The organism is Pseudomonas sp. LBUM1678 (assembly GCF_059695575.1).
In genome coordinates this window covers 3105582-3120189 of record NZ_CP166775.1, presented here as the reverse complement: position 1 = coordinate 3120189, position 14608 = coordinate 3105582, and the positions used below count along the sequence as shown (strand labels likewise).

14 protein-coding genes are annotated in these 14608 nt (G+C 61.5%); 8 read left to right on the top strand and 6 right to left on the bottom strand.

The features are described 5' to 3' along the window. Nucleotides 1–4 precede the first annotated feature (4 nt). From ACA070_RS14400 to ACA070_RS14365, 8 genes are all read left to right on the top strand, one after another. Nucleotides 5–949, top strand: coding sequence for a DUF58 domain-containing protein (locus tag ACA070_RS14400; protein WP_497451700.1), 945 nt, complete (start codon nucleotides 5–7; stop codon nucleotides 947–949). After that, nucleotides 946–1440 carry a DUF4381 domain-containing protein gene (locus tag ACA070_RS14395; protein WP_497451699.1) on the top strand — a complete coding sequence of 165 codons (495 nt, stop codon included), beginning with the start codon at nucleotides 946–948 and terminating at the stop codon, nucleotides 1438–1440. The genes ACA070_RS14400 and ACA070_RS14395 overlap by 4 nt, the downstream gene beginning before the upstream one ends. Next, the gene (locus ACA070_RS14390; RefSeq protein WP_497451698.1) at nucleotides 1433–2512 is read left to right on the top strand and encodes a vWA domain-containing protein; all 1080 of its coding nucleotides are present in this window, start codon (nucleotides 1433–1435) and stop codon (nucleotides 2510–2512) included. Before ACA070_RS14395 ends, ACA070_RS14390 begins: the two co-directional genes overlap by 8 nt. Beyond that, nucleotides 2509–4245: a tetratricopeptide repeat protein gene (locus ACA070_RS14385; RefSeq protein WP_497451697.1), complete on the top strand. Its 1737-nt coding sequence runs from the start codon at nucleotides 2509–2511 to the stop codon at nucleotides 4243–4245. The genes ACA070_RS14390 and ACA070_RS14385 overlap by 4 nt, the downstream gene beginning before the upstream one ends. Beyond that, complete coding sequence (locus tag ACA070_RS14380) at nucleotides 4242–5882, top strand: BatD family protein (RefSeq protein WP_497451696.1); 1641 nt, start codon at nucleotides 4242–4244, stop codon at nucleotides 5880–5882. The genes ACA070_RS14385 and ACA070_RS14380 overlap by 4 nt, the downstream gene beginning before the upstream one ends. 238 nt (nucleotides 5883–6120) lie before the next feature. Then, nucleotides 6121–7365: an exonuclease SbcCD subunit D C-terminal domain-containing protein gene (locus ACA070_RS14375; protein WP_438659136.1), complete on the top strand. Its 1245-nt coding sequence runs from the start codon at nucleotides 6121–6123 to the stop codon at nucleotides 7363–7365. Beyond that, nucleotides 7362–11003 (top strand): AAA family ATPase, encoded by a 3642-nt coding sequence (locus tag ACA070_RS14370; protein WP_497451695.1) that lies wholly within the window; start codon nucleotides 7362–7364, stop codon nucleotides 11001–11003. The genes ACA070_RS14375 and ACA070_RS14370 overlap by 4 nt, the downstream gene beginning before the upstream one ends. Further along, on the top strand, nucleotides 11000–11596 hold the full coding sequence (locus ACA070_RS14365; RefSeq protein WP_497451694.1) for a glutathione S-transferase: 597 nt from the start codon (nucleotides 11000–11002) through the stop codon (nucleotides 11594–11596). Before ACA070_RS14370 ends, ACA070_RS14365 begins: the two co-directional genes overlap by 4 nt. Before the next feature lie 167 nt (nucleotides 11597–11763). Here the strand turns inward: ACA070_RS14365 and ACA070_RS14360 are convergent, their stop codons facing one another. The 6 genes from ACA070_RS14360 to ACA070_RS14335 all read right to left on the bottom strand — a co-directional run bounded on the left by ACA070_RS14360 (nucleotide 11764) and on the right by ACA070_RS14335 (nucleotide 14478). Beyond that, a complete protein-coding gene (locus tag ACA070_RS14360; protein ID WP_461959129.1) occupies nucleotides 11764–12021 on the bottom strand; it encodes a hypothetical protein in 258 nt (85 codons plus the stop codon). Then, nucleotides 12018–12230: a hypothetical protein gene (locus tag ACA070_RS14355; RefSeq protein WP_497451693.1), complete on the bottom strand. Its 213-nt coding sequence runs from the start codon at nucleotides 12228–12230 to the stop codon at nucleotides 12018–12020. Before ACA070_RS14355 ends, ACA070_RS14360 begins: the two co-directional genes overlap by 4 nt. A 115-nt stretch (nucleotides 12231–12345) precedes the next feature. Beyond that, on the bottom strand, nucleotides 12346–12471 hold the full coding sequence (locus ACA070_RS14350) for a hypothetical protein (RefSeq protein WP_497451692.1): 126 nt from the start codon (nucleotides 12469–12471) through the stop codon (nucleotides 12346–12348). Nucleotides 12472–12681: 210 nt separating this feature from the next. Beyond that, a complete protein-coding gene (locus ACA070_RS14345; RefSeq protein WP_010459844.1) occupies nucleotides 12682–12861 on the bottom strand; it encodes a hypothetical protein in 180 nt (59 codons plus the stop codon). Between the two features lie 155 nt (nucleotides 12862–13016). Further along, the gene (locus tag ACA070_RS14340) at nucleotides 13017–14186 is read right to left on the bottom strand and encodes a lactonase family protein (RefSeq protein ID WP_497451691.1); all 1170 of its coding nucleotides are present in this window, start codon (nucleotides 14184–14186) and stop codon (nucleotides 13017–13019) included. Then, complete coding sequence (locus tag ACA070_RS14335; protein ID WP_497451690.1) at nucleotides 14179–14478, bottom strand: DUF5629 family protein; 300 nt, start codon at nucleotides 14476–14478, stop codon at nucleotides 14179–14181. Before ACA070_RS14335 ends, ACA070_RS14340 begins: the two co-directional genes overlap by 8 nt. Nucleotides 14479–14608 lie beyond the last annotated feature (130 nt).

The window sequence follows — 14608 nt, the reverse complement described above, 5'->3', positions numbered from 1 at the left end:
CCCGATGAACGCCCCCCTGCCGCCCGAGCCGGGCATCCGCGTCAGCCTCGCCGAGCTGATCGAGATGCGCCATCGCGTGCGCGAAGTGCAGCTGTTTTCCACGCCGAGCCAGCGCAGCCCGCTGATCGGCCTGCACCACTCCAAGCTGCGTGGCCGCGGTGTGGACTTCGATCAGGTGCGGGTCTATCAGGCCGGCGATGACGTGCGAAGCATCGACTGGCGGGTTACCGCCCGCACCCAGGAACCCCACACCAAGCTGTTTCACGAAGAACGCGAGCGGCCGATTTTCATCATGGTCGAGCAAAGCCGCCGGCTGTTTTTCGGCTCCGGGCTGATGTTCAAATCGGTGCTCGCCGCCCAGGCTGCGAGTCTGATTGGCTGGGCAGCCCTTGGCCATAACGACCGGGTCGGCGGACTGGTGTTCGGCGACAACGAGCACTACGAGATCAAGCCCCGGCGCAGCAAACAAAGCCTGCTGCAACTGCTTAACCGTCTGGTGCGGGTCAATCAGTCCCTGCACACCGAAAACGAACAGAATCGCGATTCCCTCAACCTGGCGTTGCGTCGGGCTCGGGAAGTGCTGCGCCCCGGCAGTCTGGTGATCGTGATCTGTGATGAACGCGCCTTGACCGAAGGTTCTGAACAGCAATTGAGCCTGTTGTCGCGCCATTGCGACCTGTTGCTGCTGCCGCTGTCCGACCCGCTGGACCACGCCCTGCCCGCCGCCGGGCTTCTGCGCTTCGCCGAGCGCGGCGCGCAACTGGAACTCGACACACTGAATTTCGACCTGCGCCAGACTTACCGCGCCCAAGCAGAAGCGCGCATCGCCCGCTGGGAATTGCTCGCGCAAAAGCTGCGTGTATTGCTGATGCCGCTGAGCACCCAGAGCTCGATGGTCGAGCAACTGCGCGAGTACCTGAACCCACAGAAACCGGGGAAAGGTCGATGAGCAGCCTCGATCAACTGCAACCGCTGATCTCCCCGCCTCCCATCGAATTCTGGCCGCCCGCGCCTGGCTGGTGGCTGTTGCTGTTGTTGCTGCCGCTGATCGGTTTCGGGCTGTGGAAGGCGCGGCGATTCATTCCAAATAAACGTCCGATCGTACGCGCCGAACAGCCGCTGGACCCGGTGCGTGTCGCCGCGCTCGCCGAACTGGCGCGGTTGCCGAAACCCTACGACGGCGCACCGGCCGGCGCCTGGTTGCAGCAACTCAACGGTCTGCTCAAACGCCTGTGCCGCAACCACTACCCCTACAGCCAGAGCCATACCCTCAACGGGCGAAAATGGCTGGCGTTCCTCGACAATCGCTGCCCGGCCGCCGGCCTGACCCGCTGGATGGTGCTGGTCGAAGGTGCCTACAAACCCGAATGCAAACTCGACGACAAGGCCATCGCCGGCCTCACCCAGGCCGTCGACACCTGGATTCGCAAACATGTTTGAGTTCGCCTGGCCGTGGATCTTTGCCCTGCTGCCGCTGCCCTGGTTGATGCGCGTCCTGCTGCCGGTGGCCGACAGTGGCGAACCGGCGCTCAAAGTCAGTTTCCTCAACGACCTCGAAGGCCTGGCCCGCCGCCGTGCCCGGGCCAACCTGCCAGCCTGGCGCCAGCAAGCGCCGTTCATTCTGTTATGGCTGTTGCTGCTGATCGCCGCGGCGCGCCCGCAATGGCTGGGCGAGCCACTGCCGATTGCCGCCAGTGGTCGCGATCTTCTGGTGGCGGTGGACGTGTCCGGCTCGATGGATTTCCCCGACATGCAATGGCAGGACGAGGACGTCAGCCGACTGTCGCTGGTTCAGCATTTGCTTGGTGACTTCCTTGAAAGTCGCGACGGTGATCGCGTCGGCCTGATCCTCTTCGGCAGCCAGGCTTACCTGCAAGCGCCATTGACGTTCGACCGGCACACCGTGCGGGTGTGGCTCGACGAAGCGCGAATCGGCATCGCCGGCAAGAACACCGCCATTGGCGATGCCATCGGCCTGGCCCTCAAACGGCTGCGCATGCGTCCGGCCCAGAGCCGCGTGCTGATTCTGGTCACCGACGGTGCCAACAACGGCGGTGAAATCGACCCGCTGACGGCGGCGCGACTGGCGGCTAAAGAAGGCGTGAAAATCTACCCGATCGGCATCGGCGCCGACCCGGAGCAAAGTGGCACCTTGGGTTTCCTCGGGATCAATCCGAGCCTGGACCTGGACGAACCGGCGTTGAAGGCCATCGCCCAAGCCACCGGCGGCCAGTACTTCCGCGCCCACGATGGCAAAGAATTGCAGACGATCAAGGACACCCTCGACAAACTGGAGCCGGTGACTCAGCAACCGACCCAGGCCCGCCCGGCGCAGGCGTTGTATCACTGGCCTCTGGCGATGGCCCTGCTGCTGAGCATGTTGCTGGTGGTGCGCGAGCGTTGGCCGGACAACCCGCTGCAGCGACTGTTTACCAAGGATCTGTTTTTGCAAACGCAACTGCCTGACTGGCGCCAGCGGCTCAAACGCTTGCGTCTGCGGAGGCGCCGATGAGTGCCCTGTGGCCGTACTGGTTCCGCCCCTGGTGGCTGCTGTTGTTGCCGTTGCTGGGCTTGTTGCTCTGGCAACTCTGGCATCGGCAAAAACGCGCCGGGCGCTGGCAGATGATCCTGCCACCGGCCTTTCACGCCGCCCTGTTGAGCGGTGGAAACGGTCGCGACAGCAAGTTGCCGTGGGTCGTCCTCGGCGTGGCGTGGGTGCTGACCATCCTGGCCTTGCTGGGGCCGAGTTGGGAGCGCGTCGAACAAATCAGTCAGAAACCCGCCGACCCGCTGGTGGTCGTGCTTGAGCTGACCCCGGAAATGCTCGCCACCGACGTTGCGCCGAACCGGCTCGAACAGGCCCGACGCAAACTGTTGGACCTGCTGCAAATCCGCAGCGACGCCCAGACCGCCATCGTCGTCTACGCCGGCAGCGCCCACACCTTGGTGCCCCTGTCGGATGACCTCTCGACCAGCCGCAATCTGCTGGACGCACTCAAGCCTTCGCTGATGCCCGAGGCCGGCCATCGCGCCGATCTTGCGGTGACCAAGGCCCTGGCGCTGCTGAATCAAGGCGCCTTGGGTGACGGACGGATCCTGTTGATCGGTTCAACCCTGACGGAGCTTGAACGGGAAGGCATTCACCAGGCGCTGGACAGAAAATCGACGCAGTTTCTGATGCTCGGAATCGGCACCGCCGAAGGTGCGCCGGTCGCCCAGGAGGACGGCAGTTTCCTCAAGGACGATCAGGGCGCGATTCTGGTGCCGCGCCTGGACAGCCCAAGCCTGAAAGCCTTTGCCAATGAACTCGGCGGTCGCTATCGCCCGGCGCGTCTGGGCGATGCCGACCTGCGTGGGCTCGGCCTGCTCGACGGTCCACGCTCGCTGCGCAACGACGGCCAGACCTTGCGCCTGGACACCTGGGCCGATCAGGGTTACTGGTTGCTGCTGCCGTTGTTGTTGCTGGCGGCGTGCGCCGGTCGCCGTGGCTGGTTGTTCTGCCTGCCTTTACTGTTCCTGCTGCCGCAACCGAGCTATGCCTTCGACTTCGAAGACTTGTGGCTGCGCCCCGATCAACGGGGCCTGCATTTGCTCAGGCAAGGCCATCCGGCCAAGGCTTCGCAGCATTTCGAAGATGCGCAGTGGCAAGGTGTGGCGCTCTACGAGGCCGGTGACTACAGCGGCGCCGCCCAGCGGTTCGCCGAGGGCAATGACGCCCACGCCCACTACAATCGTGGCAACGCCCTCGCCAAAAGCGGCGAACTGGAAGCGGCGCTCGATGCTTACGACCAGGCGCTGGAACGGCAACCGGATTTGCGCCCGGCACAGACCAACAAGGCACTGGTAGAAATTCTGCTCAAGCAGAAAAACGCGCCGCCGGTTGAGCCGCAGAAATCCGCGGATGACGACGCCGAGTCCAGCGCGCAGGAACCGCCACCGGGTGCCGCCACGCAACCGGCGGACAATGACCATCCGAAATCCGACGCCGAGCAGACCACGCCGGACGCCGGGCAACAGGCCACAACGCCGCCAAAACCAGGCGCCAATGAAGTTCCGGGCAGCGAACTGGGGGACGAGCAAACCACCACGCCACCGCTGCGTCCGGCCACCGACAATATCGATGGCGAACAGCGTCAGGCGCTGGAGCAATGGCTGCGCAAGATCCCGGATGATCCGGGTGAATTGCTCAGGCGCAAATTCTGGTACGAACAGCAACAACATCAGGATCAGGAAAAAACTCGATGACCCGCTTCACCCTTCTCATGCTCGCCCTGCTGTTCTGCACCGTTCAGGCCCAGGCAGCGGCGCTGGTCGCCAGTGTGGATCGCAGTCGCCTGAACTCCGGCGAGACGGTCGAACTGACCCTGGAATCCAACGACGTGACGCAGTTCGGCAAGCCTGACCTGGCGCCGCTGGAACCGCTGTTCGAAGTGCGCGGCACCCGCCAGGTCAACCAACTGACGACCCTTAGCGGCGACAATCGCGCCACCACGCGCTGGATCATCACCTTGCTGCCGAAGGCAAACGGCAGCGTGACGATTCCACCGCTGCAGCTGGGCGAGGTGCAAAGTCAGCCGATCACCGTGCAAGTGGTCGAGAGCGAAACCCAGGACACCACGAACAAACTGGCCCCGGTGTTTATCGATGCCAGCCTCGACCAGACCAGCGTGTACGTGCAAGCCCAGGCCATCCTGACGTTGCGCATCTACCATTCGGTGTCGCTGTACGACGACAGCAGCCTGACCCCGTTGCAGATTCCCGATGCGCGTATCGAACAACTCGGCGAGTCACGCACGTACGAGAAAGTCATCAACAATCTGCGGCATGGCGTGATCGAAATGCGCTATGCGATCTACCCGCAACACAGCGGCGAACTGACCATTCCGGCGCAGATGTTCAGTGCCACGCTCGTCGACGCGCAGCCCGCCCAGGACGCCGCCGCCCAGGTGCCGAAATCCGGAAAGCTGCTGCGCGTCAGCTCCTCCCCGATTCTGCTGACGGTCAAGGCTAAACCCATTACTTACCCTGCCGACTTGCCATGGCTGCCGGCCCGCAGCCTGAGCCTGAGCGAAAGCTGGAACCCGGAGCCGGACCATGCGCAGGTGGGTGACTCGCTGACCCGTAGCCTGACCTTGAAGGCCGAAGGCTTGGCCAGTTCACAACTACCGCCGCTGCCCGCCACCGACGTCAACGGTCTGCGGCGCTATCCGGATCAACCGGTGCTGAGCAACCAAAGCACCGAGCGCGGCTTGATCGGCAGTCGTGAAGATCGCGAAGCGCTGGTACCGGGGCGAAGCGGCGCAATCGAGCTGCCCGCGGTGGAAGTGGTCTGGTGGAACACCTTCGAAGATCACCTGGAACACAGCAGCCTGCCGGCCCGAAGCCTGCAAGTGGCGAGTAATCCGAGCATGGTGGTCGATACGCCGGCGAACACCGCGCAGGTGAATGCAGGCGTCGACAGCGAAATCCTTTGGCGCTGGAAGCTCAGCACCCTGATCCTGGCCTGCACTACCCTGCTCGGCTTCGGTCTCTGGTGGCGCGGCCGCTGGCAACCAGCCGTCCTGCGTGCCGCGCAGACCGGCCCGAGCCCGCGCACCGTCCTCGACGAACTCAAGCGCGCCTGCCAGGCCAACGATTCCCACGCCACCCGCCAGGCCCTCGACGCCTGGGCCCGGCAACAACCGGAAACCCTTGCCGACATGGCCGCCCGCTTCGTACCGCTGTCCGATGCGCTGGACGGCTTGAACGGCGCGCTCTACAGCGAAACCGGCCAGCACTGGCAAGGCGAAGAATTGTGGCGGGCGATCAAGGCGATCCCGATCGCCGAGCGGGTGCAGGATCCGGTGGGTGACAGTGGCCTCCCGCCGCTGTATCCGAAGTAAGACCGCGTCATCGTTCATCGCGAGCAGGCTCGCTCCCACAGGGGATCTGCGGTGTACACAAATCCAATGTGGGAGCGAGCCTGCTCGCGATGACGGCCTAAAAATCACCACACACATCAAGCCAGGGCAAAAATAACGGCCCTGACGCGCCCGAACGACAGTTTGCCAGTAAACTCTCTCCCCTTTCGCCGCCATCATTTTCCTCGCGGCCATTACCTTATTTCCTACGGAGTTCGCCTTGCGTCTGTTTCATACCTCCGACTGGCACCTTGGGCAGAACCTGCACGGCCAGGAACGCGATTTCGAGCACGCCTGTTTTCTTGAATGGCTGCTGCGTCAGCTGAAGCTGGACCAGCCCGATGTGCTGTTGATCGCCGGCGATATCTTCGACACGGTCAATCCGCCGGTCAAAGCTCAGGAACGCCTCTACGAATTCATCGTCAGCGCCCACGAGCAGCAACCGTTGCTGACCATCGTGATTATCGCCGGCAACCACGACTCGGGCTCGCGGATCGAACTGCCCGCGCCATTGATGCGCCGTTTGCGTACCCACGCGCTGGGCCGAGTGCTGTGGCTGGATGACGGCCAACTGGATGCCGAACGGTTGTTGCTGCCATTGCCGGATGCCAGCGGAGAAATTGCCGGCTGGTGCCTGGCGCTGCCGTTTTTGCGGCCCGCCGAAGTGACCGGTGCGCAGTTGGGCGACAACTACCTGCGGGGCATCGGTCAGGTTCACGAATGGCTGATCGAAGCGGCCAATGCCAAACGCAAGCCTGGCCAGGCGCTGATTGCCATCAGCCATGCGCACATGGCCGGTGGCTCCGTCTCGGAAGACTCCGAGCGCAGCCTGATCATCGGCAACGCTGAAGCGCTGCCCGCCAGCCTGTTCGGGCCGAGTATCAGCTACGTGGCGCTGGGGCATTTGCACAAGCCACAGAAGGTCAACGGTGAAGAACGCATCCGCTACAGCGGCTCGCCGATTCCGTTGTCGTTCTCCGAAATCGGTTATCAGCATCAGATTCTCGACGTCACGCTCGACGGCGAAACCCTGGTCAGCGTCGAACCGAAACTGATCCCCCGCGCCGTCAACCTGCAACGCATCGGTCCGGCGCCCCTGGCCGAAATCCTCTTGCAACTGGCTGACCTGCCGAACATCGACTTGCTCGCCGATATCCAGCGCCAGCCGTGGCTGGAAGTTCGCGTGCGTCTTGATGAACCGCAACCCGACCTGCGTCATCAAGTAGAAACCGCCCTGCAAGGCAAAGCCGTGCGCCTGGTGCGCATCGCCGCCGAATATGCCGGCAACGGCAGTCGCGAGGGCGTCGATGACGGCACGACGTTGATAGAGCTGGACCAGCTCACGCCTCAGGAATTGTTCAGTCGCGCCTGGCAGGACAGCTACGGCAGTGAGGTCGATGAGCAGACGCTGAAAGACTTTGCCGAGCTGTTGCAGGATGTGCAGATGGAGAGCGAACAACCATGAAGATCCTCGCGATCCGCCTGAAAAACCTCGCCTCGCTGGCCGGGCCATTTGAAATCGATTTCACCGCTGAACCGCTGGCCAGCGCCGGCCTGTTCGCGATCACCGGGCCGACCGGCGCCGGTAAAAGTACCTTGCTCGACGCCTTGTGCCTCGCCCTGTTTGGCGCCGTGCCACGGTTGAGCAACGCCCAGGTGTCGGCCAAAGCGCCGGATGCCGACGGCGAAATCGGCACGGGAGACCCGCGCACGTTGCTGCGCCGTGGCACCGGCGAAGGGTATGCCGAGGTGGATTTCGTCGGCATCGACGGCCGTCGTTACCGCGCGCGCTGGGAAGCCAATCGTGCCCGGGAAAAGGCCGGCGGCAAGCTGCAGGCCAGTCGTCAGAGTTTGCGCGACATCGATCAGGATCAACTCCTGGCCAGTCAGAAAGTCGAGTTCAAAACTCAACTCGAAGCCGTGCTGGGCCTGAACTTCGAACAGTTCACCCGCGCCGTGCTGCTCGCCCAGAGCGAGTTCAGCGCCTTCCTCAAGGCAAACGACAACGAACGCAGCGAACTGCTGGAGAAGCTCACCGACACGGCGCTTTATACCCGTCTCGGTCGCCGGGCTTTCGACAAAGCCAAAGAGGCCCGTGAAGCGCACAAGCTGTTGCAGGATCAGGCCACCGGCGTGACGCCGCTGTCACCCGAAGCCCGGGCCGAGCTTGATGAGCGCTTCAACGAGGCGCAGCAGCAACTCAAGACCCAGCAAGCGCAGCTCAAACAGCTTGAATTGCAGCACACCTGGCTCAAGGACCTGCGTCAATTGCAGGACGAGCAACAGAGCGCCACCGAGCAACTGACCAGCGCCCGCCAGCACTGGGAAAGCCTGGCTGGCGAACGGTTGAAACTGACGCGCCTGGAACAACTGGCCCCGCAGCGACACCAGTTCGCCCGCAAGACCGAACTCACCGCCCAGCTCACACCGCTGTCGGCGCAGATTCAGCAGCAGACACAACAGCAAGCCGAGTTGAACGAGCGTCAGGCGCAACTCGAACAGAGTTCGAGCGCTGCGCAGACCGCGCTGGTCGAAGCCCAAAGCCAACACACCGCAAAGGGTCCGCTGCTGCGACAGGCCTTTGAAGCGCAAAGCACCCTCGCCCGGCTGATCAAAGACGCCAGCGCGAGTGCGGACCTCAAGCAACAAGCGGAACTGGCCAGCATCCAAGGGCAGAACACCATTCAAGGCCTGCTCGAGCAACAAAAGCAGGTGGCTGCACGTCTGGAGCGGATTGCCGGGGAGCTTGAGCAAAGCACACCTCTGGCGCCGTTGAGCGAGGCGTGGAACGCCTACCGGGATCGCCTGCAACAGCTGATGCTGATCGGCAATCGCTTGAACAAGGGCCAGGCTGAACTGGCCGCTCTGGAGCAAAGCGCCGCCCGCGCTGGCGAAGAACTGGCGGCTCAAAAGCAGCATCTGGAAGTGCTCTACAAAGAAGCCGGCGCCGAACCTGAGGCCGTGGCCGAACAGATCCAGCTGCTGGGCAATCTGTTGAAAGACAACCGCAAACAGCTGCGAACGTTTGAAGAACTGACACGGTTGTGGGCCAGCCAGCAAGAGATCGACAAACGCGGCGCCGAGCTTCAGCAACGCCAGCTCAGCGCGCAGCTGGAACGTGATCGCCTGACCCAGGACGGCGTGAAGACCAAGAACGACCTAGTCGTCGCCGAACAGACCCTCACCGTCACTCGCGAACTGCTGGAGCGTCAGCGTCTGGCCCGCAGCGCCAGCGTCGAAGAGTTGCGCGCACAGCTGCAGGACGATCAGCCGTGTCCGGTCTGCGGCAGCCCCGACCATCCTTATCATCAACCCGAAGCGTTGCTGCAAAGCCTTGGTCGCCATGATGAAAGCGAGCAGGCCAGCGCGCAGAAAGCGGTTGATCTGCTGAAAGAAAAACTCACCGATTTGCGCGCCGAAGTCGGCGGTTTGATCGCTCAGCAAAAAGAGCTGTTGCAGCAACAGGACCAACTCGCCACCCAGCAACAGGGCCTGACACCGAGCCTCGAAGCGCATCCGTTGTCCACGCAATTGCTGGCTCAGGACGCGAGCAAACGCGACGGTTGGCTGGTGCAGCAAAATAGCCAGTTGAACCAGAGCATCGCCCAGGACGAACAACGGCAAACCGCCCTGCTCACCCTGCAACATGACGCCGCTCGTCTTCAGCAGCAACTGCGCAGTGCCGAAGCAGCCAGCCAACAAGCGACGCAGCACCTGAGCAACCAGCAACGTGAACTGAGCAGTGATCGTCAGCGACTTGACGAAGAGTCGAACGCCTTCAGCACCCTGCTCCCTGCCGACACGCTCGAGGCCTTGCGCAACGAACCAGCCGCGACCTTTATGCAGCTCGACCGGCAGATCGCCCAGCGTCTGGAGCAACTCGACCAGCAACGCGATGAACTTGGCGAGCAGCAACAACGGCAGCAGACCCTGGAAAAAGAACAGGACCGCCAACTGGCCCGCGTCCAGACGCTGGAAGCGGCTCAGCAACAGTTCACCGTCCTCGCCGAGCAACAACAGGCTTGTCAGCAACAACTGATGCAACTGCTTGGCGAACACAGCAGCGCCGAACAATGGCAGCAGCAACTGGATCAGGCCGTCGAACAGGCGCGCAATGCCCAGGTTACGGCCAATCAGGAACTGCAAACCGTGCGCACGCGGTTAGTCGAACTGGCCGCCGAACTCAAAGCCAAACAAGAGCGTCTGCTGGCCCTGGAAGCCGAGGACCGCGAGCTGAGCGCGAAGATCGCCGACTGGCGCGCCTTGCATCCGGAGCTGGACGATGGCGGACTGGAAGCACTGCTGAGCATCGACGATCAACAGGTCAGCGAGCTGCGCCAGCAATTGCAGCAAAGCGAAAAAGCCATCGAGCAGGCCAATGTGCGCTTGCAGGAACGCGATCAGCGTCTGCTCAATCATCAGGCGCAGCACAACGGCAATCTCGACGCTGAGCAACTCGCCACGGCCCTGACAGAGCTGCAAAACCTGTTCGCCGCCAGCGAACACCGTTGCGCCGAACTGCGTGCCGAACAGGCCGAGGATCAGCGTCGGCAAAACGCCAATCAGGCCCTGGCGCAGCAGATCGCTGACGCCTATAGCGAATACCAGCGCTGGGCACGGTTGAATGCGTTGATCGGTTCGGCCACAGGCGACACCTTCCGCAAGATCGCTCAGGCCTACAACCTCGATTTGCTGGTGCATCACGCCAACGTGCAATTGCGGCAACTGGTGCGGCGTTATCGCCTGAAACGCGGTGGCAGCATGCTCGGCTTATTGGTGATGGATACGGAGATGGGCGACGAACTGCGTTCGGTGCATTCGTTGTCGGGCGGCGAGACGTTCCTGGTGTCGCTGGCCTTGGCGCTCGGCTTGGCGTCGATGGCTTCGAGCACACTGAAAATCGAATCGCTGTTCATCGATGAAGGCTTCGGCAGCCTCGATCCGGAATCCCTGCAACTGGCCATGGACGCGCTCGATGGCCTGCAAGCCCAGGGCCGCAAGGTCGCGGTGATTTCCCACGTGCAGGAAATGCATGAACGGATTCCGGTACAGATTCAGGTCCACCGCCAGGGCAATGGCTTGAGCACCCTGGAGGTGAAATGAACACGCTGTACTCCTTCCGCCGCTGCCCTTACGCCATGCGAGCGCGCATGGCCCTGCGGTATTCGGGCGTTGCGGTTCAGATTGTCGAGGTCAGCCTGAAGGCCAAACCTGCCGAGATGCTCGCGCTGTCGGCAAAAGGCACGGTCCCGGTGTTGAGTGTCGACGGTCAGGTGATCGATGAAAGCCTGGCGATCATGCGCTGGGCCTTGGCGCAGAATGACCCGCAGGATTGGTTGCTCAAGGATGATCCAGCCGGACAGGCGCAAATCGCCGCGCTGATTGAAGAGAACGATCAGACATTCAAGGTGCATCTGAATCGCTACAAGTACGCCGAGCGTTACCCCGAGCAGCCGATGGAAACCTATCGCGCTGCGGGTGAGGTGTTCTTGCGCAAGCTGGATGAGTTGCTGGAGGGGCGCGACTACTTGCTCGCCGGGCATCCGAGTCTGGCGGATGTGGCGTTGATGCCGTTCATACGGCAATTCGCCCATGTCGATCGCGAGTGGTTCGGGCAGACGCCTTATGTGCGGTTGCAGGTTTGGTTGCAGCGGTTTTTGGAGTCAGATCTGTTTGTAGGCGTGATGCAGAAGTAGTCGCACCACCCCCTGTAGCAGCTGGCGAAGCCTGCGTTCGGCTGCGCAGCAGTCGTGAAACCAAAGCACGCGGTCTTCTAGATACATCTGACATACCGGATTCACGACTGCTGCGCAGCCGAACGCAGGCTTCGCCAGCTGCTACAAAGAGTGCGTCGTCTGGAGGTTCAGGCGAACACCTCACACATCTCCAGCACCGAGCAATCAACCTGGAACGGCCCGAAGAAATCGTCCTGGCGCTTGATTGGCGGATTACCTGCCAGCAGTCCCAAGGCCTTCGCCGTTTCAATGTCACGCGCAAGGTTGTGATTGGCTTCGATGGACCGTGCAACGGAACCTGCCGAGCCCTGCCCTATCCCTAACAGGGAAGAGCCATTGGTCATGAACGCCAGGAAGGCGATGACCCAGAGTTTGCCCCCTTTCATGCCCCTGCCACTCCCGCCAAGTCTGCTTGATCGACCACCACGGTTTGAGCGCGGTGTTCGAACTGGATGGCGGGATAAGCGACCTGAATGGGTGCTTCAACGGTGTGTTGCAATTGAGCCGACAGGCTGACGACCAACACCAGGGCCACATAAAGACCTATGGCCAGGTAGGCGCCGTATTTGGCAGAAGTGAGAATTGAGCTGGCCATGGTGTTCTCCGTGGGCATGTTTCAGAGCCCACAGAATCGATCAAAAAAGCGGTGATAACCACTCAGGGTTTTCCATAGTAGCCATCAGCTTCGTTAATCATTAAGCCAGTCTATTTCAGTCTTCAATAAAACTCATCAAGCGCTCGCGGGCCGCATCCGGCTTGTCTGGAACGGGCTGGGCAGCCGAAAGAATGGGGGTGGAATAGAGAAAAAGAAGAACCACTGCCAGACGCATCGCCATGCTGTCGATCCTTGTTATTAGATAAGGAGTCAAAAACTCAGCGTCAAATCTAAACGCGTGGCTATGTGATATCAAGCGCTTGACTGATGGCAATGTGATGCTGTCGAAAACGCGTTATGCAGGAGCGACATCACTCAGGTTTCTCGAAGCTGTTCAGCCCGATCGGCGCAAGTGACTTCGCTCCTGCATAAAAGGTGCAGGGCTGGAATTTCAGGCTTGGGTCTTGTGATCCAGCGCCGCGTAGAAGTTGGCGCTCTGTTGCAGGTATTTCTGGGTATAGCTCTGGGCGTGGGATTTTTTGTCGCTGATTTCAACGTTGGCGCTGGCTGGCAGAGCAACGGTGGCAGAGATGGCAGAAGCGGCGATGATGGAGAAGAGATTGAAGTTCATGGCGGTATTCCTCGGATTCAGTTGGCTTGCTTGCCCGGTGGGGCCGTGAAGCAAACTTAACCTTCGAGGTTGGCGCCTTGAAATCTTTTGTAGCATTAGCAGATATCAGTCTCATTAATACAAGGATGCAGGCCCCATCAACCGGGGCCTGCGGCCTATTGACGCACCAGGAACTTGAGGTCGCTCGGGGCATCCATCGGCAGCTTCTGCACGGTTTTACCCAGCAAACCGCTCTTGGCATCGCGTTCGACGACGACAATCTGGTTGCTCTTCTGATTGGCAACCAGCAAGAACTTGCCACTCGGGTCGAGGCTGAACTCGCGCGGGTGATCACCTTCCACCGAACGGCGCTGCAACTCCTTGAGGTGGCCGGTCGCGGGATCGATGGCAAACACCAGCAACTGATTGGCGGTGCCACGGTTGCTGACATAAAGGAACTTGCCATCGGCCGACGCGTGCAGCGCAGCGGCGGCCTTGTCTGAGACAGGCTGACCCGCCGCCAGATCAACCATCTGGGTTTGCTCAAGCTTGCCGTTCTGGTAATCGAACACCGCCACCTGCGCGCTCATTTCCATGGTCAGCCAGGCGTGTTTTCCATCGGCGCTGAACAGCAAATGACGCGGCCCGCTGCCGGCAGGCAACTGGACGGATGCCGGGGTGGCGGCAACCAGCGGCAGCTCCGCATTCGTCTTGGGATCGAAGCGGTAGACAAAGACCTTGTCTGCGCCCAGGTCATTGGAGAACACAAACTGGCCATCCGGCGACGAAACCGTCGAATGCACATGCGCCGACATCTGCCGCTCGGGGTTGACCCTGCTCGACGGGTGACTGCTCATCTGCACCACGGGTTTGAGCTTGCCATCAGCGCCAACCGGCAACACCGCCAGCGTGCCACCCGGGTCTTCAACCACCGAATAGTTGCTGACGAACAAGTGACTGGCATCACCGCTGAGGCTCGAATGCGTCGGCTCGTTGCCCAGGCTCTGCACCTGATTGATCAGGCTCAGTTCGTGGGTCTTGGGATCGATCGCATAGCTGCTGACGCGCCCTACCGGATCTTTCTGTCCCGGGCCATTTTCATTGACCACGAACAGGCGTTGCTGATCTTTGGAGACGGTCAGCCAGGAAGGGTTTTCACTGGTGACCACTTGCAGCGGCTTGGCGTTGATCTGCCCGGTGGCGCTGTCGAAGTTCAGGCGATAAATGCCCTGGCTCTGCCCCGCCGTGTAGGAACCGACCAGCAATTGATAGTCGTCGGCGGACGCAGCTTCAATGCCCATCGCGCCGAGGCTGCCGGCCATCAACAGTGGCCAGAACTTATGCATCCTGATTCCCTTCTTCTTCCTCGTCGTCATCACCGCGGAACGCGGTCATGCACACCAAGCGGTGCTCGCCGGAATCACCGGTAATCAGCCAGCTTTGCAGAGTCGGGTCGAAGGTCGCGGCCTCGACCTCGGCCGGGGTGAACTCCCAGTGCTTGGACACGCGGCCGTCGAGGCATTCGATGTGCAGATTGTCGTCTTCATCGAGGGAGAACTCGAAGGCGTGCAGCCCGTCGATTTCCACCATATCGCAGTGTTCGAGGGTGGCGAGCAAGGTGTCGGTTGGGGCAGTCATGGCAGTCAATCTTTGAAGGGGAAAGACGCAATGATAGCTCAATGTGAGGGCGCCCTAACGCCGACCAGTAAACTCGGACAAAACGCAGAACAAATGTGGGAGCGGGCTTGCTCGCGAATGCGGTGCAACA